General features: G+C 57.0%; 27 protein-coding genes. 13 read left to right on the plus strand and 14 right to left on the minus strand.

All coding sequences use genetic code 11. The features are described 5' to 3' along the window. Nucleotides 1-94 precede the first annotated feature (94 nt). Nucleotides 95-1,549, plus strand: coding sequence for an adenosylhomocysteinase (gene ahcY, locus GN112_RS20360; RefSeq protein ID WP_155311900.1), 1,455 nt, complete (start codon nucleotides 95-97; stop codon nucleotides 1,547-1,549). Between the two features lie 78 nt (nucleotides 1,550-1,627). Here ahcY and GN112_RS20365 read toward each other — a convergent pair whose 3' ends face one another. Beyond that, nucleotides 1,628-1,999: a hypothetical protein gene (locus GN112_RS20365; RefSeq protein ID WP_155311901.1), complete on the minus strand. Its 372-nt coding sequence runs from the start codon at nucleotides 1,997-1,999 to the stop codon at nucleotides 1,628-1,630. Nucleotides 2,000-2,008: 9 nt separating this feature from the next. Next, nucleotides 2,009-2,920, minus strand: a complete 912-nt coding sequence (locus GN112_RS20370) for a TP0624 family protein (protein ID WP_155311902.1) — start codon at nucleotides 2,918-2,920, stop codon at nucleotides 2,009-2,011. 161 nt (nucleotides 2,921-3,081) lie between these two features. On the opposite strand from GN112_RS20370, the gene GN112_RS20375 reads away from it, so the two are divergent. The 3 genes from GN112_RS20375 to GN112_RS20385 are packed head-to-tail and all read left to right on the plus strand — an operon-like array spanning nucleotide 3,082 to nucleotide 5,622. Next, nucleotides 3,082-3,858: an ABC transporter permease gene (locus GN112_RS20375; RefSeq protein WP_155311903.1), complete on the plus strand. Its 777-nt coding sequence runs from the start codon at nucleotides 3,082-3,084 to the stop codon at nucleotides 3,856-3,858. Nucleotides 3,859-3,864: 6 nt separating this feature from the next. Further along, nucleotides 3,865-4,542, plus strand: coding sequence for an ATP-binding cassette domain-containing protein (locus GN112_RS20380; protein WP_155311904.1), 678 nt, complete (start codon nucleotides 3,865-3,867; stop codon nucleotides 4,540-4,542). 39 nt (nucleotides 4,543-4,581) lie between these two features. Then, the gene (locus GN112_RS20385; protein WP_155311905.1) at nucleotides 4,582-5,622 is read left to right on the plus strand and encodes an MlaD family protein; all 1,041 of its coding nucleotides are present in this window, start codon (nucleotides 4,582-4,584) and stop codon (nucleotides 5,620-5,622) included. A 38-nt stretch (nucleotides 5,623-5,660) separates the two neighbouring features. Here the strand turns inward: GN112_RS20385 and GN112_RS20390 are convergent, their stop codons facing one another. After that, on the minus strand, nucleotides 5,661-6,557 hold the full coding sequence (locus GN112_RS20390; RefSeq protein WP_155311906.1) for an ADP-ribosylglycohydrolase family protein: 897 nt from the start codon (nucleotides 6,555-6,557) through the stop codon (nucleotides 5,661-5,663). Between the two features lie 215 nt (nucleotides 6,558-6,772). On the opposite strand from GN112_RS20390, the gene GN112_RS20395 reads away from it, so the two are divergent. The 3 genes from GN112_RS20395 to GN112_RS20405 are packed head-to-tail and all read left to right on the plus strand — an operon-like array spanning nucleotide 6,773 to nucleotide 11,014. Next, nucleotides 6,773-7,990 (plus strand): HDOD domain-containing protein, encoded by a 1,218-nt coding sequence (locus GN112_RS20395; protein WP_155311907.1) that lies wholly within the window; start codon nucleotides 6,773-6,775, stop codon nucleotides 7,988-7,990. Between the two features lie 10 nt (nucleotides 7,991-8,000). Beyond that, a complete protein-coding gene (locus GN112_RS20400) occupies nucleotides 8,001-10,634 on the plus strand; it encodes a hybrid sensor histidine kinase/response regulator (protein ID WP_155311908.1) in 2,634 nt (877 codons plus the stop codon). 2 nt (nucleotides 10,635-10,636) lie between these two features. Next, nucleotides 10,637-11,014 carry a response regulator gene (locus GN112_RS20405; RefSeq protein ID WP_162459046.1) on the plus strand — a complete coding sequence of 126 codons (378 nt, stop codon included), beginning with the start codon at nucleotides 10,637-10,639 and terminating at the stop codon, nucleotides 11,012-11,014. A 70-nt stretch (nucleotides 11,015-11,084) separates the two neighbouring features. Here GN112_RS20405 and GN112_RS20410 read toward each other — a convergent pair whose 3' ends face one another. Both GN112_RS20410 and GN112_RS20415 read right to left on the minus strand, forming a co-directional pair. Beyond that, the gene (locus tag GN112_RS20410; protein ID WP_155311910.1) at nucleotides 11,085-11,351 is read right to left on the minus strand and encodes a hypothetical protein; all 267 of its coding nucleotides are present in this window, start codon (nucleotides 11,349-11,351) and stop codon (nucleotides 11,085-11,087) included. Beyond that, nucleotides 11,351-12,727 carry a TrpB-like pyridoxal phosphate-dependent enzyme gene (locus GN112_RS20415; RefSeq protein ID WP_155311911.1) on the minus strand — a complete coding sequence of 459 codons (1,377 nt, stop codon included), beginning with the start codon at nucleotides 12,725-12,727 and terminating at the stop codon, nucleotides 11,351-11,353. The genes GN112_RS20410 and GN112_RS20415 overlap by 1 nt, the downstream gene beginning before the upstream one ends. Nucleotides 12,728-12,946: 219 nt before the next feature. On the opposite strand from GN112_RS20415, the gene GN112_RS20420 reads away from it, so the two are divergent. The 4 genes from GN112_RS20420 to GN112_RS20435 all read left to right on the plus strand — a co-directional run bounded on the left by GN112_RS20420 (nucleotide 12,947) and on the right by GN112_RS20435 (nucleotide 15,129). Then, nucleotides 12,947-13,216: a TFIIB-type zinc ribbon-containing protein gene (locus GN112_RS20420; protein WP_155311912.1), complete on the plus strand. Its 270-nt coding sequence runs from the start codon at nucleotides 12,947-12,949 to the stop codon at nucleotides 13,214-13,216. Between the two features lies 1 nt (nucleotide 13,217). Beyond that, nucleotides 13,218-14,231 carry a YheT family hydrolase gene (locus GN112_RS20425; RefSeq protein WP_162459047.1) on the plus strand — a complete coding sequence of 338 codons (1,014 nt, stop codon included), beginning with the start codon at nucleotides 13,218-13,220 and terminating at the stop codon, nucleotides 14,229-14,231. Between the two features lie 143 nt (nucleotides 14,232-14,374). Continuing rightward, nucleotides 14,375-14,845 carry a type II toxin-antitoxin system Phd/YefM family antitoxin gene (locus tag GN112_RS20430; protein ID WP_155311914.1) on the plus strand — a complete coding sequence of 157 codons (471 nt, stop codon included), beginning with the start codon at nucleotides 14,375-14,377 and terminating at the stop codon, nucleotides 14,843-14,845. Then, nucleotides 14,845-15,129: a type II toxin-antitoxin system RelE family toxin gene (locus GN112_RS20435; RefSeq protein ID WP_155311915.1), complete on the plus strand. Its 285-nt coding sequence runs from the start codon at nucleotides 14,845-14,847 to the stop codon at nucleotides 15,127-15,129. Before GN112_RS20430 ends, GN112_RS20435 begins: the two co-directional genes overlap by 1 nt. A gap of 137 nt (nucleotides 15,130-15,266) precedes the next feature. Here the strand turns inward: GN112_RS20435 and GN112_RS20440 are convergent, their stop codons facing one another. Continuing rightward, nucleotides 15,267-16,277 (minus strand): TIGR00266 family protein, encoded by a 1,011-nt coding sequence (locus GN112_RS20440; RefSeq protein ID WP_155311916.1) that lies wholly within the window; start codon nucleotides 16,275-16,277, stop codon nucleotides 15,267-15,269. 123 nt (nucleotides 16,278-16,400) lie between these two features. Further along, on the minus strand, nucleotides 16,401-17,060 hold the full coding sequence (locus tag GN112_RS20445; protein ID WP_155311917.1) for a tellurite resistance TerB family protein: 660 nt from the start codon (nucleotides 17,058-17,060) through the stop codon (nucleotides 16,401-16,403). 74 nt (nucleotides 17,061-17,134) lie between these two features. Between GN112_RS20445 and tsaA the strand changes: the two genes are divergently transcribed. Beyond that, nucleotides 17,135-17,890 carry a tRNA (N6-threonylcarbamoyladenosine(37)-N6)-methyltransferase TrmO gene (tsaA, locus tag GN112_RS20450; RefSeq protein WP_155311918.1) on the plus strand — a complete coding sequence of 252 codons (756 nt, stop codon included), beginning with the start codon at nucleotides 17,135-17,137 and terminating at the stop codon, nucleotides 17,888-17,890. Between the two features lie 126 nt (nucleotides 17,891-18,016). Here tsaA and rsmA read toward each other — a convergent pair whose 3' ends face one another. From rsmA to GN112_RS20475, 5 genes are all read right to left on the minus strand, one after another. Continuing rightward, complete coding sequence (gene rsmA, locus GN112_RS20455) at nucleotides 18,017-18,862, minus strand: 16S rRNA (adenine(1518)-N(6)/adenine(1519)-N(6))-dimethyltransferase RsmA (RefSeq protein ID WP_155311919.1); 846 nt, start codon at nucleotides 18,860-18,862, stop codon at nucleotides 18,017-18,019. Further along, nucleotides 18,859-19,377: a DUF2062 domain-containing protein gene (locus GN112_RS20460; protein ID WP_162459048.1), complete on the minus strand. Its 519-nt coding sequence runs from the start codon at nucleotides 19,375-19,377 to the stop codon at nucleotides 18,859-18,861. Before GN112_RS20460 ends, rsmA begins: the two co-directional genes overlap by 4 nt. A gap of 77 nt (nucleotides 19,378-19,454) precedes the next feature. Continuing rightward, the gene (gene smpB / locus GN112_RS20465) at nucleotides 19,455-19,916 is read right to left on the minus strand and encodes an SsrA-binding protein SmpB (protein ID WP_155311921.1); all 462 of its coding nucleotides are present in this window, start codon (nucleotides 19,914-19,916) and stop codon (nucleotides 19,455-19,457) included. A 4-nt stretch (nucleotides 19,917-19,920) separates the two neighbouring features. Then, a complete protein-coding gene (gene ptsP, locus GN112_RS20470) occupies nucleotides 19,921-21,699 on the minus strand; it encodes a phosphoenolpyruvate--protein phosphotransferase (protein ID WP_155311922.1) in 1,779 nt (592 codons plus the stop codon). A gap of 6 nt (nucleotides 21,700-21,705) precedes the next feature. Then, nucleotides 21,706-22,038 carry an HPr family phosphocarrier protein gene (locus tag GN112_RS20475; RefSeq protein ID WP_231717249.1) on the minus strand — a complete coding sequence of 111 codons (333 nt, stop codon included), beginning with the start codon at nucleotides 22,036-22,038 and terminating at the stop codon, nucleotides 21,706-21,708. Between the two features lie 507 nt (nucleotides 22,039-22,545). Here GN112_RS20475 and rpmB point away from each other — a divergent pair. Further along, nucleotides 22,546-22,737, plus strand: coding sequence for a 50S ribosomal protein L28 (gene rpmB, locus GN112_RS20480; protein WP_155311923.1), 192 nt, complete (start codon nucleotides 22,546-22,548; stop codon nucleotides 22,735-22,737). On the opposite strand, the gene GN112_RS20485 is transcribed toward rpmB, so the two are convergent. Together GN112_RS20485 and proS are read right to left on the minus strand one after the other, a co-directional pair. Beyond that, nucleotides 22,734-24,875: a RelA/SpoT family protein gene (locus tag GN112_RS20485; protein ID WP_155311924.1), complete on the minus strand. Its 2,142-nt coding sequence runs from the start codon at nucleotides 24,873-24,875 to the stop codon at nucleotides 22,734-22,736. The two genes, rpmB and GN112_RS20485, sit on opposite strands and share 4 nt — an antisense overlap. A gap of 125 nt (nucleotides 24,876-25,000) precedes the next feature. Further along, nucleotides 25,001-26,521 carry a proline--tRNA ligase gene (gene proS, locus GN112_RS20490; RefSeq protein ID WP_155311925.1) on the minus strand — a complete coding sequence of 507 codons (1,521 nt, stop codon included), beginning with the start codon at nucleotides 26,519-26,521 and terminating at the stop codon, nucleotides 25,001-25,003. Nucleotides 26,522-26,525 lie beyond the last annotated feature (4 nt).

A 26,525-nucleotide genomic window follows, 5' to 3' on the forward strand; every position in this document is an offset into this window, starting at 1 on the left:
TTTAAAAAAAGGAGATGGAAACAGACAGTCTGGTCCCATTTCCATTGATTGTCCTGCCGGGTGCTCGCCCCGGTGCGACGTGGAGGACGTTCCAATGACACAAGCCGATCCTGTCGTGGCGATCGATGGCCCGCTGGCCTACGATCCGTCATTGCCATATAAGATTGCCGATCCTGCCCTTGCCGATTTCGGTGACAAGGAGATGCAACTGTCGGAAAATGAAATGCCCGGTCTCATGGCCGTACGTGAAAAATACGGTTCACGGCAGCCGCTGAAGGGAATGAAGGTTACCGGCAGTCTGCACATGACCATTCAGACCGCCATGCTCATCGACACCCTCAAACAGCTCGGGGCCGATATTCGCTGGGCATCGTGCAATATTTTTTCGACCCAGGACCATGCTGCCGCCGCCGTCGCCCGGAAAGGCTCGGCAGCGGTCTTTGCCTGGAAGGGGGAGAGCCTGGCCGAGTACTGGTGGTGTACGGAGCAGGCCCTGGTGTGGCCCGATGGCAGCGGACCGGACCTGATCGTGGATGACGGTGGCGACGCCACCATGTTTATCCACCAGGGCGTGGCGGTCGAAAACAATCCCGCTCTGTTGGAAGAAGCCTACGACTCCGCCGACATGCAGCTTCTGATGGCCCGACTGAAGACCAGTTACCAGAAGGACCCCGGGTTCTGGACGCGTATCGCCAAAACCGTGCGCGGCGTCTCCGAAGAAACCACCACCGGGGTGCACCGGCTTTACCAGTTGGCCCAGAAGGGTGAACTGCTCTTTTCGGCCTTCAACGTCAATGATTCGGTGACCAAATCCAAGTTCGATAACCTGTACGGCTGCCGGGAATCCCTGGCCGACGGCATCAAGCGGGCCACGGATGTGATGATGGCCGGCAAGGTGGTGGTGGTCTGCGGATACGGTGACGTGGGCAAAGGCTGTGCCCATTCCATGCGCGGTTATGGCGCGCGGGTGTTGGTAACGGAAGTGGATCCCATCTGCGCCCTGCAGGCCGCCATGGAGGGGTTTGAGGTGACCACCATGGCCGATGCCCTTGCCGAAGGCGATATTTTCGTTACTGCCACCGGTTGCTACCAGGTGATTACCGGCGCCCACATGGAGCTGATGAAAAACGAAGCCATCGTTTGCAACATCGGCCATTTCGATAATGAAATCGAGATGAGCTATCTGGAAAACAATCCGGCGTGCAAGAAAACTCCCATCAAACCCCAGGTAGACAAGTGGACGCTTGAATCCGGCCGCACGATCATTGTGCTTGCCGAAGGACGGCTGGTCAACCTGGGTTGTGCCACCGGCCACCCCAGTTTCGTCATGAGCAACAGCTTTACCAACCAGTGCCTGGCTCAGATCGAGTTAGCCTCGGGGGAGTATGAGAAAAATGTCTACACCCTACCCAAGAAACTGGATGAAGAAGTGGCCCGGCTGCATCTGGCCCGCCTGGGCGTCAAGCTGACCACGCTGACTCCGGTCCAGGCCGAATATCTGGGGGTTTCGGTGGATGGACCGTTCAAGCCGGAGCACTACCGCTATTGAGGCGTTGTTCATCGGTGGCGGCCGGGACGTCAACCGGCCGGTCACCGGTGAACCGGCCACAGGTGGTTGATTTCCTTTTTATTTCCCTGTTTCCAACTGCATTGCACGCAGTTGTTCAACCCCCTGATCCACGGTGCCGATCTCTTTCTGTGTAATGGCCAGTTGCCTGGCCTGCCGGAGGGTTTCAAAACCGCCGGTGATGTCTCCCCGATGGCCCTGAACCAGGGCAATGCCCACATATGCCGGCGCAAAGGCGCCATTCAGACGTTTTGCGTGCAAGAATTCGGTGTGCGCGGCATCGATTTTCCCACAAGAAAGCAGGCTGAGACCGTTTTTAACATGCTGATCCGGCGTGTCCAGGCCGGGCCGCAGGAAGATGGTATCCGGGCCACAGGCACCGAGCAGCAGCATCCAGAGAATCAGCCCGGCAAGCGGTATGTTTCGATACATAAACGCTCCTTATTCGTCGCCGTCGGATGGAATGGGTGCAGGGTCTGGCGACGTGACGGGTGGCGGCGGTGGGCCAAGCACAATGCAGACCCGGCACGCCTTCAGGAAGCATAGGTAGGCGGCAGAACTGCGCAGGCGGGCTGCGTCGGTGTTGGCGATGACCAATGCCGATGAACCGCGTGCATCGGTTCGGATGGCCTTGATGACCATGGGCCGCTCACCCACCCGCCGGATATTTTCGCGGGCCGCCGCCAGGGTCGTGGAAAAACCGCTCATCCCCTGGGATACCGCATACTCGCGGCTGACAAAGGCCGGCCCATAGACCACTTCACCGGTTTCGTCCACCACCAGTGGCGCCAGGGCCGGTTGGGCGCCGATGCCGATGGCATTAAGAATCAACCCGGTGTGGGTGCCAGTAGTGCCGTTTTTTTCCCCTTGGGGTAAATTGTCCGGTGATGGATGGGCCGATACCGTGGCAGTGACCGTATCCACCTGGCGGATCTCCGCGGGCAGTACAAACTGGGCAAAACCACCGGTCAGCGGCATGCTCAATTCAATTTCCAGGGTGCCGTCGGAAAGGTATTCCTGGCGGATGGGGGTAGCGTTGCGGGCCAGATTGACCAACCCTTCCCGGAAAGACGAGGCTGCCGCCATACGCGAGGACACCCGGGCGGTGGCATCAATACGGATGGCCGCAACGGTTTCCAGAATATTTCCCACCGCTGCCTGCCGGGCGGCATCAAGGCGTGCTGTGGATGCGTCCGTCGACCGTTCGGCGTCAGCCTCAGCCGGGGTGCTGCGTCCTTTTGCCTGCACCACGGCAGCACTCCAGTTGATGCAGCCGGTTTCAAGCTGTTGGATCACAGGCTCATCGGCCACGGCCGGTTCAGCCGGTGGTAACAACAGCAGAACGAGCGGCAACAAGCGCCCAAGCATATGCAAAAAATTAAAATTTGCTTTCAATTCTTGACAGTTACGCCTATTGGGTTGACCCATTTGAATGTTATATTGTAAGAAGTCAGATAAGTCAACACGGGCATGTCGGCGTAATCGTCCATCACAAAAAGGGATTTTCAGGCACCATGGGAAACCTGATTGGCGTACTGGGCAGAAGCACCATTCATTCCCTCAACCGTCTGATGGATCTGTGTGCGTTGACCTACCGTCTGCTGGCGATTTCCATCCAATTACCCCATATCGGACGGGTGCTGATCAAGCGGGTAATGGTAGAGCAGGTTTACTTTACCGCGGTTCAGGCCTTGCCGGTGATCATCCCCGTCGCACTGATCATCGGCAGCCTGATGATCGTCCAGTTTTCGCAGCTGTCCGGCCAGGTGGACCTGGGAAAGCTGGTGGTTCTGCTAATGCTGCGGGAGATTGGCCCGATGATCACCGCGATCGTCGTGATTTTGCGTTCGGCCACGGCCGTGACCATCGAAACGTCCTATATGCGGGTTTTAAATGAGATCGACACTCTGGAGATGGCCGGAATCGATCCCATGCATACGGTCTGCCTGCCCCGGTTGATGGGCATTACGTCCGCTGTTGTCAGTCTTGTGCTGGTGTTTGACCTGACGGCGATCATTGGTGGGTATGCCGTTGTCAGGGGCGTCACCCGTCTGCCGGTGGAGGGCTTTATTCAGCAGATTGCCAAGGGGGTTGAGGGTACGGATATTGTTGTGGGCCTGCTGAAAGGTTTTTTTTTCGGCATCACCATCACGGTCACCTGCCTTTACCACGGACTTGCCCGCAAAAGCCAGATCACCCAGGTCCCGGTAGCCACTTCCCGGGCTGCCATGGACTGCTTTTTTTACTGCCTGGTGATCAATATTTTCGTCTCTTTTATATTTTATGTGTAGACGCCAATGAGCTCTTTACCCATCGTTGAGATCACCGATCTGGTGGTTCTTCCACCCGGCACTTCACGGCGCTATGCGAGCCCCCGGTTTGCCGTGGAGCCCGGGGCGGTCATGGCCGTGGTGTGTGATCAGCCGGTGGACGCGGGACCGTTTTTGCGGATGCTGGCCACATTGGACCGTCCGGTACAGGGGGCCATCCGGTTCGACGGCCGTCCGCTGGATCTGGATGACTACCGTCAGTGCCTGCCGGTAAAGCGGCGGATCGGTTACGTGGCCGCGGACGCCGCCATGATCAGTAATCTGACCCTGCGGGAGAACCTGCTTTTATCGCGGTTTTACTTCGAAAACAACCTGGCCATCGAGCTTGACGAAACTGTGGACGTTCTGTGCCGTGATGCCGGTCTGGGATCAAAACTCGACCAGCGCCCGGCGGCGCTCAGTGACGCGGAACTGCTCAAGGCCATTACGATCCGGGAGATGGCCAAAGCGCCCCTGCTGATGCTGGTGCATCGGCCGGAAAATTTTATCGCGATTGCGGATAGGGACGCCATTTTTAACGCCCTCAAAAATATGGTCCAGTCGGGAACTGCCGTGGTATTTTTTTCGCAGAATCCCGGTATGATCGATCTTGCCACGTCACAGCTGACGTTGTCGGGCGGCGAGATCCACTTGCAATCCGTCTGACAGGGCGAAAACGACTTGACCCCGGAAGGTGGCGATCCAATGGAAACTCAATACACCCGGGCGGAAAAGAGCGTCGGTATCTTTGTGGTTTGTATTGCGCTTCTGCTGCTTACCACAGTGGTCATGCTCGGCCGGGGAAAAGACTGGTTTGCCGAAGAGGTTGTTTTTTACACTGTTTTCAAAGAGAGTTATAACCTTCAGGCAAACGCGGCCGTCAAGCTCTTCAAGGCCGATATCGGCAAGGTCAAGCGGATATCGCTGGGAGAGGACAACGTCAAGGTCCAACTGGCCATCCTATCCCGCTATGCTTCACGGATCCGTGAAGGCTCCGTAGCCGTGGTGGACAGTCCCACGCTGATCGGATCGGAATTTATTTCCATTGCTCCCGGTCCTCCCACCGCCGCGAAAATTCCCCCCGACGGTACGATCCCGTCCATAGAAAAGAAATCCATTTCGGACATTCTCAAAGAGTTCGAAGTCGAAAAAACAGCCATGCTGATGGTGCAGATGATCAAACAAATCGCCGGGCTGGTCTCCATCCTGAAAGATCCCCAGGGTCCATTGCTGACGACCCTGTCCAACCTGGAAAAAACATCGGCGCACTTGGCGCAGATCACCGGCGGTATCCAAGATGGGCGGGGGACGCTGGGATCACTGGTGGCCTCCCGTGAACTGGTGGCGGGGGTCCTGTCGAATCTGGAGAAGATCCATGCGGTGTTAAGCGATCTGCAGACAGCCTCATCCAGAGGCCCGGCGATCATGGAACAGGTTGGCGGCAATCTGGCCACGATTCAGACGGCCGGCAACGGGGTGGTGGAAAATGTGCAAGCCCTCAAGGGACTTCTTGAAGATGTCCGCCAGTCCGTGGCCACGACCCAGGTCACCCTGGAGAACCTCAAAAAGGGTAGTCTGGATATTCCCCGGGTCACCGCCACGGCCCGGGATGGCATCCGCGAGATCCGCGAGGGGGTGGCAAATATCGATCGGGTGGTCAAGAGCCTGCAGCGCAATATCATCATCCGTTCCAATTTGCCCGAGGGACCGACCTCCATGGATACGGATGCCGGCCTGCGTCCCTGAAGGCATTGTTTGCTTCCCCTCCCTGTTTTAACGCTTGCCTATGGGGTAAGCAGGGCCTTGATCCGCTGGCCGGCAGCCATTTCCGATATCCACGCCTCGGGAATCGCAGCCATGCCATGGGCCGCGCCCAGCACCATTCCCGCCAGGCTCCCGCGTGCCGATGAATCTCCGCCAGCCATTACATTTTCCACCATGGCCGTTTTAAAATCGTCAGGGTAACGGGCAATGAGATGCACCGCTCCGGGCAGGCCTGCGTCAACACTGCACATCTGGCCGAATTCGGCGATGGTTTCGCGGGTATCCCGCTCCCGGCTTTCAAGGCCCATGGTGATTTGGCGGGCAATCGGGCTGTCGGCAAAGCGGGCCGCAAGGGTCTCTTCCAGTGCCGCCACAGGCGGTTTTCCGCTCAGAACGACTGCAAGCGTACGAGCAAAAAAATCTGCACTGGCGATCACCAGTGGGTTGGCGTGGGTAATCGCGGTTTGATCGCGGGCCGCATCCGCAAATTGTTCTGGGTCGTCCGGGTAGGCCGGCAGCAGGGCGGCCAGCCGCGATGCACCGGCCAGGTCGTCCGAATCGGAGCCGCACTCTGTCAGGTCTCCGCCGGCGTTCATCTTTTCCAGGGTGGCCTTGGTGGCCTTGTCGAAATAGCCGGCGTAATCCTCAAAAAAATGGCGCCAGGTACGGGAAAAATGCAGGGCCTCGAACCGGCCGGTTTCCGATACCGATTCGAGCAAAACCAGCATCTGGTCGCCATAATGGGTGAAATCGCCGGCCTTTTTGCCTTTGTGGTAAGAAGTCAGCGGGTCGTAATAGCGTTCCACACGGCCAAATTTTTTATCGATTACACCGGTGTTGTAAACCCAGTGGACCCCCAGTGAGAGGGCATCGGCCACAAACGCGCCGAAAACGGCTGCCTGTTGATTATCGGTCATGGTTTTCCTCCTGTTGGCGTGGATGGGTGGTAAAGAAGATCATGGACATACGCGCAATGGTAAACAATAACCATGACCTGCCGATTTTCAATTTTCGGAGAAGATCACCGGAATGCCGGACAATCTAAAGTTTGGCGATGGCTGAACGATATTAAACGTATTGATATTGAAAAAGGAGGGGATCTCTATCCTCCGCAGACCAAAGTGTTCAATGTATGGCTTATATTCCGACGCGGCAGCTCAAACCGGGAATGATTCTGTCCGAGGATGTCGCCGATGTCAACGGCCGGCTGCTGCTTGCCAAGGGCCAGGCCATCGGTGCCAACCACCTGACGGTGTTTAAAATGTGGGGCGTACCCGAAGTGGCGGTCGACCAGGATGAAAATGTTCCGGCCGATCCGGCGCCTGCCCTGGACCCGGCCGTCATGCGCCGGGTGGCCGAAGGGTTGCAACCCGCTTTCGCGGACAACGATCTTACCCATCCGGCAGTGGCCGAAATTTTTCGTCAAGCCATACTGCACCGTTGCCGCAAAGGGACCGTCCAGCGAACGGCCGCCGCCGACCGGCCGGTAAAGGTCGTTTCGTCTCCCACGAGCGACGGTACCGCGCGGCGCAGGTCCCTGCGAACGCGCGATATCCAGCTGCCCGAGATTCCGACCCTCATTTTCAGGCTCAACGATACCATTGCCGACCCCTTTTCCTCGGCGGATGACATCGCCCAGGTGATCTCCAAAAGTCCGGGCCTCTCCGCACTGCTGCTTAAAATCGTCAACAGCGCCTTTTACGGCTTCCCTTCGCGTATCGACAGTATCGCCCGGGCGGTGGCCATCATCGGCTCCAAGGAGGTCTCCGCCCTGGCCGTGGGCATCACCACCCTGGAGGTGTTCAAAGATATCCCCAAAACGGTCTTCGACATGCAGGCCTTTACCCACCACAGCCTGGCTTGTGGGGTGCTGGCCCGCATCTTGGCGGCCAGCGGCAGTATCCGCAACACCGAGCAGATGTTTGTTTCCGGGCTGCTTCACGATATCGGTCGCCTGGTTATTTTCCGCTATTTTTCGAAAGAGGCGGCCCAGATGCTTGCATCGCCCACCGGCGGTTCGCTCTACGACCAGGAAAAACGGGCGCTGGGATTCCGGCATACCGACATTGCCGTCGATCTTTTCGAAAAGTGGAAATTTCCCGTCGCCCTGACCCAGAATGTGATTTTTCATCACCGTCCGGTTTCGGCCCAGGATCCGGTCAAGGCCGCCATCGTTCATCTGGCGGACATGATCGCCCACAGCCTGGGAGAGGGCAAAAGCGGTGAGTGGCGGATTCCGGTTCTAGATATTGCCGCCTGGGAAAAACTGCGCCTATCGCCCCGTGCCCTGGCTACGATGATCCCCCAGGCCCTCCATCATCTGGGATTCCTGATGACGATTTTCCCATAGCGGGTCACCCATGAAAACCGAAGACGACATCGATGCCTTGAAAGCTCGGATTTCCCGTTTGGAGGACAACCGGCGGTATATTCAAAATGCCCTGGAGATGGTGCTCTCCTTCGAGGATTTTTTTGCCGAAATCGGCGGTGACCACTCCGGCCTCGATACCCTTCTCCCCGAGGCCAAACGCCGCATCGACGCTATTTTTCCTTTTGAGATGCTGGCCTTTTACATGGTCGACGAACAGGACGCCTCTTTCCGGCCGGCATTCTTCTACCCCCGGGATTGTGGTGATACCATCCGGCAGGAGGTCGACGCGATGGTGGAAAAAGGCTATTTTGCCTGGGCCATCCGTGAACGCCGGGGGGTGATTATTTCCTCAAGGGATCATTCGCGCCAGTATCTGCTGCATGTGATTGCCTATCACGACCAGATCAAGGGAATGTTCGGCGGGCTGCTGCCGGTCGGCCAGACGACTCTGCCCGATACGGCCATGACCCTGCTTTCGATTATTTTGCTGCATGTGGCCAATGCGGCGGAGAGCATTGCCTATACCAATCTGTTAAAAAACCAGAGCCTCCTGCTTGAGCACCAGGTGGCCGAGCGCACCCTCGCCCTGACACAGTCCCAGCAGGAGCTGGAGCAGGCCATCGAGCGGGCCAATGCCCTGGCCGAGGAAGCTCAGGCGGCCAGTCGGGCCAAGGGGGATTTTCTGGCCAAAATGAGTCATGAGCTGCGCACACCGCTCAACGGTATTATCGGCATGACCGAAGTGGCCCTGTCCACCCCACTGGATGCCAATCAGCGCCAACTTGTCGAAATCATCGGGCGTGAATCCTTTTCCTTGCTGCGGCAGATCAACGATGTGCTCGATTTTTCGAAGATCGAATCCGGCAAGTTAGAGTTGGAGAAGATCGATTTCGACCTACGCCGTTTGATGGAGGAGGTCGGAGAGAGTTTTATTTTTCAGACCTCCGAAAAAGGAGTCGAACTGAATGTCTTCATCGACCCGTCGGTGCCCACGGCCCTGGTGGGGGATCCGGTACGGCTGCGTCAGATTTTGCTGAACCTGTCGGGAAATGCGGTCAAGTTCACCCAAACCGGGGAGATCGTCATTGAAGCCGTCCTGGATCACCGAACCGATGATGGGGTGTGCATGCGGTTTATCATCCGGGATACTGGGGTCGGTATCGCCCAGGAAAATGTGGCGCGAATATTTTCCAGTTTCACCCAGGCGGACAACACGACCACCCGGCAATATGGCGGTACGGGGCTGGGGACCACCATCAGCAAACAATTGGTCGAGTTGATGGGCGGTGAAATCGGTGTTGAGAGCCAGCCGGGCGAAGGCAGCACCTTCTGGTTCAAGGTGGCTTTTCCGATCCAGTCGGGCAGCCTTTTTCCAACGCCTGAGGCAGCGCCTCTGCCCTCACCGCTGAAGATCCTGATCGTGGACAGCCATGCCACCACCAGCAGGATTATTGCCACCTATTTAGACCACCTGGGGGTATCCACCGAAATCGCCGCTGATGCTGGGCAGGCCCTGGCCCGGCTGTCTGAAACCGATATGCCGGAGGGGGCGATTGATGCTATTATCACCGCTGCCCGCCTGCCCGACATGGACGGCCTCGCTTTTAAGGAACGGGTGCGGCAGATTCCCGGGTTCGGCCACATCGCCATGATTGTGGTGACCGGGCTCAAGGAGTTGGTGGCGGGCAGAGACGCACGATCACTGGGATTTGACAACTCTTTTTCCAAGCCGATCAAGTTTGCCGAATTAAAACGAGTGGTGGCGGATCTGACCGGTGCGCCGGCGGCCGCAGAGCCGCAAACGGTATCACCCGGCGCATCTACCAAATCGCAGACACCCGTCCGTGACGGCCATATTCTGGTGGTCGACGACTATCTGGTCAATCAGCAGGTGGCCTTCATGCATCTGACCGCCGCCGGCTTCCGCGTGGATCTGGCCGAAAATGGCCGGCAGGCTGTGGAGGCGTGCGCGCGCAATCGTTACGACCTGGTGTTGATGGATGTCCAGATGCCGATTTTGAACGGTTTTGATGCCACTGCCAAAATCCGCCAACGGGAGCGTGGCAAGGACTCCCGGGAGCGAACCCCCATCATCGCTCTGACTGCCAATGCCATGAAAGGCGATGAGCAGAAATGCCTGGATGCCGGCATGGACGGCTATCTGATCAAGCCCGTGCACCGGCATCAGCTGATCAAAACTGCGGACCACTGGATTGGATTGAAACCGCGGTCCGGTCGCCGCCAATCGGTGCCGGACGACAAACCATCAACACCGACACCCCCGGCGGCTGTGGTCATGGACACGGTCGTTGCCGTGGACGAGTTCGGTGATGCCGAGACCGTGAAGATGGTGGCCCGGCAACTGATCGATAATGTTACCGGGCAACTCGAGACCATCCGGCAGGCCATGGCACGGGAGGATCGGGAGTGCATCCGCCAGGAGTCCCATGCCATCAAAGGCGGTGCCGCCACCATGGAGGCGCGGGCCCTCTCCACTGCTGCCGCGCATCTGGAGAAAATCAGTCCATCCGGAACGCCGGCGGAGATTGACGCCGGTTTCGGCGACCTGGAAAATCGGTTTAACCAATTCAGGGAGTTTCTCTCCCAATGGAAAGGATCGTGATCATGCGCATTCTTCTGATTGACGATGAGCCCATTGCCTTGACCAAGCTGGGGATCATGCTGGCCAAGGTGGGAACGTGTGACAAGGCGACCAGCGGCATCGATGCGACCGAACACTTCGTCAAGGCGATCGCTGAGAACCAGCCCTATGACCTGGTTGCCATTGATATCGAGCTACCGGATATTACCGGCCTTGACCTGCTCAACCGGTTTTGCCAGCTGGAGGGGCAAAACAGCACGCCGCCGGCCAAAAAGATCATGGTCACCGCACACAGCAAGGTGGACTATGTGGTCAAGGCCCGCGAGCAGTGCGACGCTTTTCTTGTCAAACCGATCCGCCGGGAGACGCTCCTGGCAAAGGTTGCCGAACTGTTTTCCTGAGCAACGATGGAATGGCCAGAAAACTTGTATCGTAGTATACGCATTGCCACTATGCTAACGATCATCGATTTCAAGGTTCTGCCGCCCTTTTCTGGGCCTGGCGGATCAGGTCCACCAGGCTGGTCACTTTGTCCGGCGGTGGCCGGCGAAGGGTGAGCTTTTCAAAGTCATCTGCTGCAAGGTGGGCCTTCAGGTGTGCGACCACATCGAACCGTTCCCACCAGCAGTCGAATATCTTAAAACAGGGGGCGTGCTGCTCCCCGCAACTCCGGCAATAGCTGAAATTCACGTCTCCGCCCAGTCGGGGACAGCGCCGTTCAAGGCTGTCGGGTGCCATCAGCGGCTCTTCATTTCCTGCGGTTTGGGGTAATTTTTCAGAATCTCAGTAGATTCCTCGATTTCGGCGTCCTCCAGGGTAAAATCGGACAATTCCCCGGCAAAGTATTTTTCGTAGGCACCAAGATCCAACAGACCATGGCCGCTGAAGGTGAACACGATGGTCTTCTCTTTTCCTTCCGCCTTGGCCTTCTCGGCTTCCACCACTACCTGGGCGATGGCACTGGTGGTTTCCGGTGCCGGGATGAAGCCTTCGGTGCGTGCCCACAGGATGCCGGCTTTGTAAGCGTCCATCTGACCGACCGATTTGGGTGCGAGCAGCCCCTCATTAATCAACTGGCTGACGGTGGGAGCCATGCCGTGGTAGCGCAGCCCGCCGGCGTGGATGGGGGCGGGTACGAAGTTGTGCCCCAGGCTGTGCATGGGCAGCAGCGGAGTATAGCCGGCGGTGTCCCCGTGATCATAGGCAAACGGCGCCCGGGTCATGGTTGGGCAGGCCTTGGGTTCCACCGGGTATATCTCGATATCGCGGCCGTTGATCTTGTCCAGCACGTAGGGGAAGGCCAGGCCGGCGAAGTTGCTGCCCCCACCGGCGCAACCGATGACGATGTCCGGATAGTCACCGGCGATTTCGAACTGTTTTTTGGCTTCCAGCCCGATGATGCTTTGGTGCAGCATGACATGGTTGAGGACGCTGCCCAGGGAGTATCGGGTTTTGCCGGAGGTATCGCCAACCGCCGCCTCGACAGCTTCGGAAATGGCAATCCCCAGGCTTCCCGGAGTGTTGGGATCTTTTTCCAAGGCGTCGCGGCCGGCCTTGGTTTCGCTGCTCGGCGAGGCAATGCACTCACCGCCCCAGGTCTGCATCATGGCTTTGCGGTAGGGTTTCTGGTCGAAGCTGATGCGCACCATGAATACCTTGCAGGTCAATCCGTACTGGGCGCAGGCAAAAGAGAGGGCGCTGCCCCACTGGCCGGCACCGGTTTCGGTGGTGATGTTCTCGATCCCGAACATCTTGTTGTAGTAGGCCTGGGGTACGGCGGTATTGGGCTTGTGGCTGCCCGGCGGGCTCATGCCTTCATTTTTAAAGTAAATTTTGGCTGGCGTTCCCAGCGCCTTCTCAAAGGCGCTGGCCCGGGTCAGCGGCGCCGGGCGCCAGATGGAAAGCACGTCCAGAACCGGCTCCGGAATGTCGATCCAGCGCTCGGTGCTGACCTCCTGTTCGATCAGGTTCATGGGAAAGACCGGTGCCAGCATGTCGGGGCTAATGGGGTTTCCGTCCGGTCCCAAGGGCGGATTCATTTTGATGTCGGCCAGAATGTTGTACCATTTGCGCGGAATGTCATTTTTGGTCAGAACGATGCTTTTCGGTTGCATTCAGGTTTCTCCTTGGTGGTCGTTTGGCCCGGGTTTTCAGCAATTGAGGCCGCTTGGTGATATCAGATCCGTTTTTAATGGGCCGGTGTGTCTCTGTCAACAGAAATGCCTGGTGTGAGGTCCGTTGAGCGGGATCGCCCCCCCGAGATATTGGTATTGACCGGTATTTTCCTGCGCTGATAAGGTCGGAACAGCACTTCTAACAAAGAGGAGGACACAATGACGCGACGGGGGTTTTTCAAACGGCTGCTTTCTGGAATTCTGGGATTGGGCGCCCTGATTTTTGTCGATGGATGTATGGCGCCACTGATCAGCGCTGCGGCAAGGGACAAAGCTGCCGGTGATCCCTGGCAATGCATGAACTGCGGGCACCTGACCCGATCCAAAGAAGATCTTTCCGGTACCCGCTGCCCGCGTTGCACCCGGCGCATGCTGGTCAAGATCAGTGAGGCGGAGATGGCCGCGGAACTGAAAAAGCTGGATGCCTGATGTGACCGGACGTGCCTGCCGGACAGATGCCACACCGACCTCGCCCCTGGCGCCTGCCCGTTTCTGTCCACCCGTTTTTCTGCGCCCGGCAATGATTCAAACCCTGCTGGCCAGCGCCGCCCTGCGCGCCTGGGGCAAGAATTCCATGCTGGCCGCGGCCTGCGAGACGGTCCTGACCAGCGCCGAGGGGGTGCGCCTGTTAGGGTACATGAGCCGCCAGCCCCGGCCCCACCAGCGGGGAACGGTGGTTTTGCTGCACGGCTGGGAGGGCAGTGCGAATTCCACCTACATTCGCACCACGGGCCGGTTTCTGTTTCGCCGCGGGTTCGATGTTTTTCGGCTCAATTTTCGTGACCACGGTTCCAGTCACCATCTGAACCCGGGGATTTTTTACGCGGTGCTGTTAGATGAGGTATTCGATGCTGTGCGCCAGGTGGCCGAGAAAGAGCGCGGGCGGCCGATATTTCTTGCCGGTTTCTCCCTGGGAGGCAATTTCGCCCTGCGCATCGCCCGCAAGTGCGCCCAGGCTCCCATTCCCGGCCTCAGGCATGTTTTCGCCATCAGTCCGGTGCTCGATCCGGACAAGGCTACCGACCGGATTGACGCAAACCGCTTTATTCTCCATTATTTCCTGAAAAAGTGGCGCCGGTCGCTTAACACCAAACAGCACATTTTTCCCGAGCGGTACGATTTTTCCGATCTGATCAACAGCGAAACCATCCGCGAGATGACCGAACGGCTGCTGGTGCGGTACAGTGCCTATGACAGCGCCATGGCCTACTTTAATGGATATAATCTGGTGAACGACGGGCTATCTGAAATTCAGCTGCCGACCACCATCGTGACCGCCGAGGATGACCCCATCATTCCCGTGGACGATTTTTACGACTTGGTGATCAGCGGCACCACCCGGATCATGGTTCAGCCTCACGGCGGACATAACGGGTTTCTGGAAGGGTGGCGGATGACGGGGTGGTATGAGCGGGTGATGGCTGAAACGTTTGGAAGTTCCTGAGACCATGGAGCGAAGGCCTTCTCTTTGAAACCGGATCATGGCAGGCGCTGGCGGTAAGGATCCGGGATGAAATGAATTGAACGTAATTGCGCCGGGCTTGTGTTCTTCTTCAAGGCGCATCAAGGGTTGCATACCGGGAGTATGTGGCCGTTGATGCAACGCGGAAGACGGGCGCAAGAACAAGCAATTTCGTTCAATTAATAAAATTCCCGATCCTAAGTATCCAGCCATCCGGTTGCTATTCTTTATCATTTGTTGATTCTTTAGCCGATGTAATTTATTATGACCATAATAAAGAACAAAAATGTTTGTCGATTACTATTTACGGACATGGGTGCACAATGACTGACATCTTACAGATCATGCCTGTTACGAAGGTTAAACGAGGGTTGCTTGATATTATTAAATCAATGCAAGAGGAAGATGCGACAATTACGTTGACAAGAAACGGCGAACCTGTTGGCGTGATGATGACACCTGACCGTTACGAGGCATTTTTAGAAACAATTGAAGTTTTGGCCGATAAACACGTCCTTTCCGGATTACGGTCCTCCGCCAAAGATTTTAAGACCGGCAAGACATATACGGACGAGGAGGTATGGGGTGGTAAGTAATGGATGATTACCGCCTTGTTTATTCTGAAACCGCCAAAATACAGATTTTGAAATTACATCCCGAGTTGAAAGCGATCATTCGATCCCGGTTGGATTTACTTCAAAAAAAACCTTTTAAGGGTAAACATCTGGAAAGAGAATTGTCCAGTTACCGATCCTTAAGGGCAAAACGATTTCGGATTATTTACAAACTGAATGAAGCCGAGAAAATCATAGAGATCCATTACGTTGGTCATCGAAAGGACGTCTACGAATTGTTTGCTGAAAAAATCGATTGGCTATAACTATTGCCCGTCCAGAAATAGCCAAATGGACCCGAAATCAACTTATTTAACGAAAAAATCGAGCCAATTGGCCATTTTCTGATGCCCTTCGCTGGATGCCGTTCGGGTCGAACGGCATCCGTGCAGCAACGACACGATCAAAAATTGTTGTCGCCGTCGAGAAGCCCCCCAATGGAGCCCAGGATCGATCCTTCACCGCGGCTGCCGCCCTTTTGGGGCGCGGCCTGGAGCATGCGGCCGGCCAGCCGTGAGAAAGGCAGGGACTGCAGCCACACCTTGCCCGGCCCATGGAGGGTGGCGAAAAAGAGGCCTTCACCGCCGAACAGGGCCGTCTTGATGTTCCCCGCCTGGCGGATGTCGAAATTGACACTCTGCTCAAGGGCCACAATGCAGCCGGTATCCACATCCAACACCTCGCCGGGTTTTAGTTCGCGTTCCACCACGGTGCCGCCGGCATGCACGAAAACCATACCGTCGCCTTCGAGCTTCTGCATGATGAACCCCTCGCCGCCGAACAGACCGGTGAGAATTTTTTTCTGCATATGGATGCCGATGGAAACCCCCTTGGCGGCGCAGAGAAAGCTGTCCTTCTGGCAGATCAGACAGCCGTTGACACTGGGCAGGGGGACGGGAATGATGTTGCCCGGGTAAGGGGCCCCGAAAGCAACGTGGGATTTTCCATGGCCGGTGTGTGTGAAAACGGTCATGAAAAGGCTTTCACCGGTGATCAGCCGCTTGCCGGCGCCCAAAAGCTTGTCCATGAATCCGCCACCGCCTCCGGACGGTGCCGACCCGTCGCCGAAGACCGTCTGCATGTCGATGGCGCTGTCCTTGTACATCATGGCGCCGGCTTCGGCCACGGCGCTTTCGCCGGGATCCAGTTCCACCTCGACGAATTGCATTTCGGCACCGAAAATTTTGAAATCGATTTCGTCCGCACGGGTACCCGAACCGGTCATTGGCGGCGGTGCCGGGACGGGCGCGCCGGGTGTGGGGTTGAGTTCGGCGATTGTGGCAATGGGTTGCCACTCGGCAAACCCATCCCGCCAGGCGTATCCGTTGGGGGTTTGCCGGGCCTTGGCGATGGCCTGGGACAGATCCATCGGTCCCTGTTGGTTGCCGTCAACGCTTAAATACCATTGAGCCATGGTTACGATCTCCTTTTTTAACGGTTTGCCTGCCGAGAGTCGAAGTCGATCCGCCATTCAACCGGGTTTGTCAGAAAGCGAATGTGGCGACTGCCAGTTTGCTGGGTCGCCATGCATCATCGATCATTCCAGTTCCAGACTGCGATGAACCGATTTGACAGTGGCCGCATCGAGCCCCAGTCGGCCGGCCAGAGTGGTCATGTAGTGTGCCTCCTGGGGCGTGTCGACCTCGATGGCCATCAGGGATACGGAATAGACCTGCTGGGCCAGCTCCGGTGAGGTAACCCCGGCCACAATGGCTTCCAGGTCGGCCGGCGAGAGGAGTTCCCGGACGATAAAAGCATGTTCCTCGGCGGACAATTCAACGGCTTCAAGCCGCTCAAGAATCTGGTTGCGCTCGGTCTGGTCGATCACCCCATCGGCATTGGCGGCGGCGATCATGGCGCGGATCAGCAGAACCGCATCGGTACTGCCGGAGGACATCTGTGGGGTCGCTGGTGGTGTTGCGGAGGCCGGCGTTGCGGGCATGGGCGGTGGTGGTGGCGGGGATGCTGGTCGTCCGCTGGCGGATGCTGGCGGGGGAGGTGGGGGTGGAGATCCGCCCGGTGCCGTTGGCGGCGCTGCCGTGCCCTGGGGTTTGTTCATGTAATGGTCAAAGGCCTCCATGGCCACACCCAGTGCGCCCATGGCCATTCCACCGGAGATGAGGCTGCCGAGCCCTCCCCGGCTGCCACGGGTGGTGTTGCGGATCAGTCCACCGAGAAGTTTTTCTGGATTGAACATGGTTTGTCTCCGAATCGTGTAAATATGTGGTATCGTTCTCCGTCAGATGCGGTACTTTCCATTAGGATCTTTTTATGACGAAACGGTTTACATTTCAACCTATCGGCATCATTCACTCGTGCTTTACCGAGAAATTCGGCATTCCCCGTCAGCCCGGCCTGGCGCCGTCGGCTCGGGCCACCCTGGCGGTGTATCCCCCCTTTGACCGCGATGAAGCCTTCCGCGGACTCGACCGGTTTTCACACCTGTGGGTCCTCTTCGTTTTTCATGGCATTGCCGCGGGAAAGTGGCAGCCGACGGTCCGGCCGCCCCGGCTGGGAGGAAATCGGCGCATGGGGGTTTTCGCCACCCGTTCCGGATTCCGGCCCAATCCCATTGGCATGTCCAGCGTTGCCCTGAACGGCATCCGCCGGGAGCGGGGCCATCTTTTTCTCGACCTGTCCGGTGTCGATATCCTCGATGGAACGCCGGTTCTGGACATCAAGCCCTATCTGCCCTATGCGGATCGGATTCCGGAGGCGTCCGGCGGTTTTGCCAGTCAGACGCCGCAGCCATCCCTGACCGTGGAATTCACCGATGCGGCCCGGCAGATGCTGGCGCGGGTCGAGCAGCGCTATCCGGCGTTTGCCACGCTGGTGGGCCAGGTGCTGGGGGCGGACCCCCGTCCGGCCTATGCGGATGCACGGTCCGGCCGGACCGAGTATGGCGTGCGGCTGTACGATGTCAACGTCCGCTGGACGGTACGCTCAAAAACCATCGTCGTGCATACCGTCGAATGGCCTGCTGATGCGACGGCGACGCAAAGGGAAGGCCTATTGCCTTCCCGCTGAAACAAAAATGAATCCGGAACGGGGGAAACGAGGCTGTCTGTAGTTATTCCAGCCCCATCTCTTTTTTGACCGCTGCGGCGCAGTGGCGACAGTAGGTTGAGGTGGGGGCGATGCCCGCTTTTTGCCTTAGCGATGGATTGCGATTTGGTTGCATAACCGGACAAATGCCGCCACGGGAAGGTGTTCCGCGCGCTGCATGGGATCGATTCCGGATTGGATCAGCATCTGTTCGCAGGTGGCCGGATCGAGCTTCAGGTCACTTTGCGAGAGTGCATTGCGCATGGTTTTGCGCCGTTTGCCGAATGCTGCCTTGACGACTTGAAACAGAAGCGCTTCATCATCGTCAGGTAAAGGCAGCCGGTCGCTGAAATGGATTCCCACCACCGTGGAGTCGACTTTGGGGGCCGGAAAGAATTGGGGCGCCCGGACCTGCATTAGCGTTTCGGTTTGTGCACAATAGCCGAGCATCACCGACAGCCGGCCATAGGTTTTGGAGCCCGGCCCCGCACAGATGCGCTGGGCCATCTCCTTCTGCAGCATGAGGACCGCCCGCCGGACATGTGCGCGGGCATGGATCAGCCGAACGATCACCTGGGATGAGATATTGTAGGGCAGATTGCCCATGACCACCAAGGGGCACCCGGCCTCCCGGCCAATTGCATCAATATCCGTCTTCAGGATGTCGGCCTCGCGGACGTCGACATTGTTTACGCCGGCGGCAAGCAGTTCGGCCCGCAACAGGTCGATGATGCGGCCATCCTTGTCCACGGCAATGACCCGCCGGGCGACACTGGCCGCCGGAACGGTGATGGCTCCCAGGCCGGGGCCGATTTCGAGCACCACGTCCCGGTCAGCGATGCCGGCGCGGTTGACAATGGCCCGGGCCACGTTGGGATCGGAGAGAAAATTCTGGCCCAACTGCTTTTTGGCCTGAATATTCCAGGCGGTCAAAAGGGTCCGGGGCGAGGTCATGCCGCCATTCCCGATTCGGGATCGACCGGCTGCGTGTTGCGGCGAATGGTCACAAAAATGCGGAAGGTGATGAAGTAGGCCAGGATTCCCAATACCGCCCCGATCACCACTCCGCCCACCAGCATGGCCCAGGTGACATCGATTCCCAGCGCCATCAGTTGGGAGAAGGAATCGAACGAGATGCTGTCCAGGGTGGTCTGATACCCCAGCAGCAGGCACCCCAATTTGTAGTTGGCATAGTAGACCAGCGGAATGGTTAACGGATTGCTGAGCCACGTTCCCAACGCTGCGGCGGATTTGCTTCCCCGAAACAGATAGGCCAATGCGATGGCCACAAGGGTTTGCAGAGGGATGATCGGTGTGATGGAGACGAAAATACCCAGTCCCAATCCCATGGCAATATAGTGGGGATTGCCTTCCAGCTGGCGAATGCGCACCAGCATCTGGCCGAAGCGTTCCCGGGGCCCCGTAAATACCGGCGGCTTTTTCTTAAGACGGTTGTTCTTTGGGTTCATGGGTGTGGCCGCTGTCCCTGCAAATCGGGCCCGAAGCATCGGGGAGGGAGCATGGATGATGTGTTCCGCTTCCTGTCTCATCGGTTGTTTTTGCGTTCCCGGTCAAGTTCACGTTTCTGATCGCGCCGCCGGATGGTCTCACGCTTGTCATGGCTGCGCTTGCCACGTGCCAGGGCCAGGGACAACTTGGCCTTGCCAGCCTTGAAATAGAGCCTCAGGGGTACCAGTGAATACCCCTTTTCGTTGACCTTGCCATAGAGCTTCTTGATTTCATAATGGTGCAGCAGCAGTTTGCGTGGCCGCAGGGGGTCGTGATTGTCGTAATAGGCAAAGGGGTAGGCACCGATATGCATCTGGTAAACAAACACCTCGCCGTTTTTGATGCGCGCATACGAATCCTTAAGATTGGCTTTGCCCATGCGCAGGGACTTGACTTCCGTGCCCACCAGAACGATTCCGGTCTCGAAGGTGTCTTCGATAATATAGTCATGCCGTGCCTTGCGGTTTTCGGCGATAAGCTTGGTATGATTTTTTTCCACGGGGTTACCGTTCCTGTTCCGAAAGCCCGATCCGGGGCACCACACTGCCAAATTGATGGGCCAGCAGATCCTGGATCGCGTTAGGGGTGGTCAGCCGCATCATTTCTTCCATGAAACCGTCGATACCCGTTGTGTCGATAGACCGGATGGCGTTTTTTACCACGGGGATCGTCTGGGGGTTCATGCTCAACTCATTGACTCCCAGTCCCAGCAATATAGGGGCAAAGATGGGTTCGGCGGCCATTTCGCCGCACATGTACGTTGGGATGCCATTTGCTTTGGCGGCATCGCAGGTCCCCTTGATCAACCGCAGAATTGCCGGATGCAGCGGCTGGTGGAGATGGGCCACGTGCCGGTTGCCGCGATCGATGGCCAGGGTGTACTGGATCAGGTCGTTGGTTCCGATACTGAAGAAGTCGGCCTTTTCGGCCAGAATATCGGCGGTGACCGCAGCGGAGGGTACTTCGATCATGACCCCCACGGGGATGTCCCGCTTGTAGACAACACCTTGTTTTTCTAACGTTTCAGCCGCCTCATCAATCTGTTCAAAGGCCTGTTCGACCTCTTCAATGCCGGAAATCAGGGGCAGCAGGATACGAACGTTGCCATAGGCGGCGGCGCGCAGGATGGCCCGCAGCTGGGTTTGAAAAATATCCGGTTTTCTCAGGCAATAGCGGATTGCCCGGAGCCCCAGGGCGGGGTTGGGTTCCTGGTTGTCGCGGATGTAGTTGACCGCCTTGTCGCCGTTAATGTCCAGGGTGCGGATGGTCACCGGGCGATGGCCCATCACGTCGATAACATCTTTATAGTTTTCGAACAGGCTGTTTTCACTGGGGAAATCGGGACGGCTGAGGTACTGGAACTCAGTCCTGTAGAGTCCGATGCCGTCACCGCCGTGATCCAGCAGCGAGACGACCTCTTCAGGCAGTTCGATATTGCCCATGACCGAGATTCGCTGACCGTTTTTGGTCTCGGCGGGCAGATAACTGTTCCGGACCATCAGCGCTTTGTGGATTTCATACTGCCCCCGGCGTTCTTCAGTTGCCAGGAGGGTCTGTTCGGTGGGGTTGACCACCACCGTGCCGGCTCCACCGTCCACAATAATAATATCGTCGTTGTTAATCTTCAGGGTGGCGTTGCCCACTCCCAGAACCGCCGGAATTTCAAGGGTTCGGGCGATGATACTGGTATGAGAGGCCCGTCCGCCGCGATTGGTGACGAATCCCTTGATCCGTTCCAGTTGGATCTGGCTGGTCTCTGCCGGAGAGAGGTCCCGGGCCACCAGAATCACGCGTTTGTCGATGCGGGCAATGTTGACATGATCACCGCCCACCAAATTTTCCATAATGCGATCGGCGACATGGGTGATATCCTCGGCCCGTTGCTTGAGGTAGTCGTTGGTCATGTTTTCAAACATGGGCTTGACCAGCGAGACCACTTTTTTCAGGGCCCATTCGGCGTTGACACGCTCTTTCTCGATTACCTCGATGGTTCGGTCATAGAGCATTTTGTCTTTGAACAGCAGCATGTGGGTTTCCAGAATCTGGGCATGCTGGCGAAGCTCCTCGGGCGTGTTGTCGATAATCTGGCGCAGCGATTCACGGGCCTTCTTGACCGCCGTTTTAAACCGTCCCACTTCGGCGGAGAGAAAAGATTCCCGAACAATATATTTTTTTACGACATCAACACCCTCTTTATCCACCAGGTAAGCCTTGCCAATGCAAATGCCGGGCGAACCGCCAATACCGTTGAGGATAATTTCCTGGGATTCCTGGTCTTCCATGAACAGTTATTCTCCAAACCCGGAACGAATCAATTCCGCCATACGTTCCAGCGTCTCCAGATCGGCTTCGTCGTCAATGCTGACAGTGATCTCCGTGCCTTGGGGGCAGGCCAGGGTCAAAATGTCGAGCAGGGAGGTTGCGTCCGCCCGGTCGCCATTTTTTTGTATCCACACGCCGCCTTTGGCCCGGCCCGCCACTTTGGCCAGTTGGGCTGCCGATCGGGCGTGAAGCCCGAGCGTGTTGACGATCCGGAGGGTTATTGTTTGGGCCGGCTTCATGTCGTTTTTAATTCCACTGGGTTGCAGATTGGGTAACGGGCAGTGGTGTTCGCCCTGCACAATTTCCAAACCGTATCCAAATAAAAAAAGGGAAAAATCCCTTAACATAAACCTAATTTAAATATCAATCGACGCAATTGATGTCAACGTGTAAACAGTGCGCGCAAAGGGCAGTCGCATGTAACTCAGGTTTATCGAAATCGAAATCGGAATCGACGATGTATATTGGAATCACTGGTTGACAAAAGGGCGATAGACGGTTCCCGATTTTCCAGTTTCCTATGGCGCCGATTACCATTAACTGCAAGTCGCTGAACATCCAGTCTGCATGTCTACGTCCCATTTCTTTTCGATTTAGATAGCGATCCTGATTTCGATTTGAATCATAGTAACGATCCGTACGCGATCGCCCTGTAAGGCACATCACATACCAAGGTTACATGCGATTGCCCTGAGTGCGCGCAAAAAGACTTTACATGGGGCTTGGTTTAAGGTAACAAAACCAAGTTTGATGCATTTGTCACTTGCCGGAAACATTTTCAAGGATAGAAACGGAGAAACCCAGTCATGTCAAAAATGTGTGAAATATGCGGGAAAAAACCCATGGTGGGAAGCAACATCAGCCACGCCCACAACATCACCAAACGTCGCTTCAACCCCAATTTGCAGAGTGTTCGGACCCTTCAAAACGGCCAGGTGAAGAAAATGGTGGTCTGCACCCAGTGCATAAAATCCGGCAAAGTGGTCAAAGCGCCCTAACCCAGCCGCTTCACATCCAGGACCTGCCTGACTTGCTTCAGCGCTTCGACCACACGGGTCAGGTGCTCGGTGCCCTGAACCGACACGGTAAAGTAGCTGTCTACGGTCTGGTTCTCCTTGGTTTCCGTGTGCGCGCTCAAGATATTGGCCCCACTTTTGGTGATGTTGGCCGCCACATCCGCTAACAACCCTACCCGGTCGAGGGATCTGACCAGGATTTTGACCGGGTAGGAGTCCGTCCTCTCCTGATTCCACTCCACCTCGATCTGGCGTTCCGGGTTCATCTTCATGGCATTGACACAAGTGGTGCGGTGCACGGTCACGCCGTATCCACGGGTGATATAACCGATGATCGGATCTCCGGGCACGGGTTGGCAGCATTTGCCGAAGCGAACCAGGATGTCGTCCATCCCTTTGACCACAACCCCGTCCTTATCGCGTCTTTTTTTCTCTTTGGCGACAACTTTGTTGAACAGGGACTCAGCGTTGTCCACCTCTTCCTTGGGGCTGATTTTACGAATGATCTGCAGCGGGGTGATTTTTCCGTACCCCACACTGGCGATCAGGTCGTCGGTCTGCTTGAACCCGAAGCTTTCCACGACACTCTGCATCTCTTCGCTTTTGATCAGGGCATTGAAATTCAAACGGAACTTGCGGAAGGCCTTTTCGCACATTTCCCGGCCCAGGGAGAGGCTGCGTTCCTTCTCCTGGGTCTTGATCCATTGGCGGATCCGCGATCGCGCCTTGACCGTTTTGACGAAGTGGAGCCAGTCCTTTGACGGGTGGTGGCCTTTGCTGGTGACGACCTCGACGATTTCGCCGGTCTGCAATTCGTATTTAAGCGGCACCATGCGGCCGTTGACCTTGGCGCCGACACACTGGGCGCCGACTTCCGAATGGATCAGGTAGGCGAAATCCACGGGGGTGGCCCCTTTGGGCAGGGATTTGATTTCCCCATGGGGGGTGAAGACGTAAACTTCGTCGGGGAACAGATCGATGCGTACATTTTCCAGGAATTCATCGGGGTCCCGGAAGGCTTCCTGGTTCTCCACCAGGTTCTGTACCCAGGCAAAGGTTTTGGAGACATTTTCGTCGATCACCTTGCCCTCTTTATAACTCCAGTGTGCGGCGATCCCTGATTTGGCCACCCGGTCCATTTCATGGGTACGGATCTGGATCTCAATGCGTTCTCCATAGGGGCCGATCACGGTGGTATGCAGGCTCTGGTACATGTTGGGCTTGGGCATGCCAATGTAATCTTTGAATTTTTTGGCGATGGGGCGCCACAGGCTGTGCATGAGGCCCAGGGCCTCGTAGCAGTGCGGAATGGTATCCAGAATGATCCGGAAAGCGATGATGTCGTAGACTTCCTCAAAGGACAGGTTTTGGCTCAGCATTTTCTGGTGGATACTGTAAAAATGCTTGTAGCGGCCTGTCACCTCGGCCTTGAGGTGGTTTTCATCCAGTTTCCGCTGAATGTAGTTCTTGACCGTGGTAATATAGCTTTCGCGGTCCTGCTTGTCCTTGGCCACCCGGCGGCGGATTTCCTGCCACGCCTCGGGGTTGATAAACTCGAAGGAAAGATTCTCCAGTTCGTTCTTGATCCAGTAAATCCCCAGCCGGGCGCCGATGGGGGCGTAGATGTCAATGGTTTCCTTAGCGATCTTCTTCTGTTTGGCCGCACTTTTATGGAACTGGAGGGTGCGCATGTTGTGCAGCCGATCGGCCAGTTTGATCAGAATCACCCGGATATCGTCGGCCATGGCCAGCAGCATTTTGCGGATGCTTTCGGCCTCCCTGGCCTGGGCGCTGTTGAAGGGCAGTTTGCTCAGTTTGGTGACGCCGGAAACAATATGCAGCACATCATGACCGAAGATTTCACCGATCTCTTCTTCCGTGGCGTGGGTATCCTCGATCACGTCGTGGAGCAGGCCGGCGGCGATACTGACCGAGTCCAGTTTCATGTCGGCCAGAATACCGGCCACTTCCAGGGGATGGGAGAGGTATGGCTCACCGGAAAGACGCATCTGACCGTCATGAACCCGGGCCGAAAAGATGTAGGCCCGATCGATGATGTCTACATCCGCGTCAGGATGGTTTTCAGTAACCTTATCCAGGATGTCGGTGATTCGAATCATGCTTGGCTTTCAATTTACACCGATGACGGCCGGGAGAAGCCGGTGCCCCATCATTTCCGCAAGCACATATTGTATTGTGTTCAACCGGAATGGGCCACATGGGGAGCGTGTGGCTGGCTACCGGTTTAATAAGCTTTGGCGAAGACCACCCGCCGCTCGCTGGGCTTGCCGCAGCAAATGCATTGGCCGGACTCGGCCGACGCATCCAAAGGAATGCAGCGGATGGTGACATTGAGATCTTCTTTAATGGTTGCCTCGCAGGCACGGTCACCACACCAGTGCGACAGGGCAAAACCGCCATGAATTTCCGGTTTTTCCATATTTTTGGGGGTGAACCAGGCGTAAAAATCCTTGCGGTTGTCCACCTGACGGGTGTTCTCTTCCCGAACAAGCAGCGCACGCTGGAACAGGTTGTTCTGAATATCGTCCAGGATAGCGGTAACCTCGGCCACGAAGGCTTCACGCGGCATGGCCTTTTTGTCCCGGTGGGCGTGGTCACGGCGGCCCACAAAAACCGAGTCCTGGGCCATATCCCGGGGGCCGATTTCCACGCGCAGGGGGATTCCTTTTTTAATCCAATCCCACCCGCGGGCGCCGCCGATGTCGCGATCATCGATTTCCACCACCACCGGTCGGTGGCAATAGGTTATCTCCCTCAATGCCGCAGCCAGTTTTTGCACATAGTCCATCACCTGCCGGCGGTCCTCCGGGGTTCGGAAGATGGGCAGCAGGACCACGTGTGCCGGTGCGACCCGGGGCGGCATGATGACGCCATCATCATCGGCATGGGTCATGATCATCCCGCCGATCATGCGGGTCGATGTCCCCCATGAGGTTGTCCAGGCGAATTCTTCGGTTTCGTTTTCCGTCTGGAAACGGATGTTCGAGGCTTTGGCAAAGTTCTGCCCCAGAAAGTGCGATGTGCCGGCCTGCAAAGCCTTGCGGTCCTGCATCATGGCCTCGATGCACAGGGTGTCCACGGCGCCGGGGAATCGCTCGGCAGCGGTCTTGCGCCCCTTGATCACCGGCATGGCCAGATAGTCCTCGACCATGCGGGCATAGACCTCGAGCATCATTCCAGTCCGCTCGATGGCTTCGGCATTCGTGGCATGGGCCGTGTGCCCCTCCTGCCAAAGGAACTCGCTGGTGCGCAGAAAGATGCGCGTGCGCATTTCCCAGCGGACCACGTTGGCCCACTGGTTGATCAGCAGGGGCAGATCCCGGTAACTGCTTACCCACTTGGAAAAGGAATCACCGATGATGGTTTCCGAGGTGGGCCGGACCACCAGCGGTTCGGTCAGCGGGCCACCGGGGATGAGCTTGCCGCCGTCGCCCTGTTCGAGCCGGTGATGGGTGACCACGGCACACTCCTTGGCGAATCCCTCCACATGCTCAGCCTCCTTTTCCAGGAAACTGACCGGAATGAAAAGGGGAAAGTACGCGTTTTTCACACCGGTGGCCTTGAACATGCCGTCCATGTGGGCCACAATATTTTCCCAAAGGGTGTATCCCCAGGGCTTGATGACCATGCAGCCGCGAACCGGCGAGCGTTCGGCCATATCGGAGGCCTTAATGACCTGCTGGTACCATTCCGGATAATCTTCCGCCCGGGTGGGCGAGATGGCGTTTTTCTGCTGTTTGCCCATGTTG

The sequence above is a fragment of the Desulfosarcina ovata subsp. ovata genome (assembly GCF_009689005.1).
In the GTDB taxonomy this organism is placed as follows: domain Bacteria; phylum Desulfobacterota; class Desulfobacteria; order Desulfobacterales; family Desulfosarcinaceae; genus Desulfosarcina; species Desulfosarcina ovata.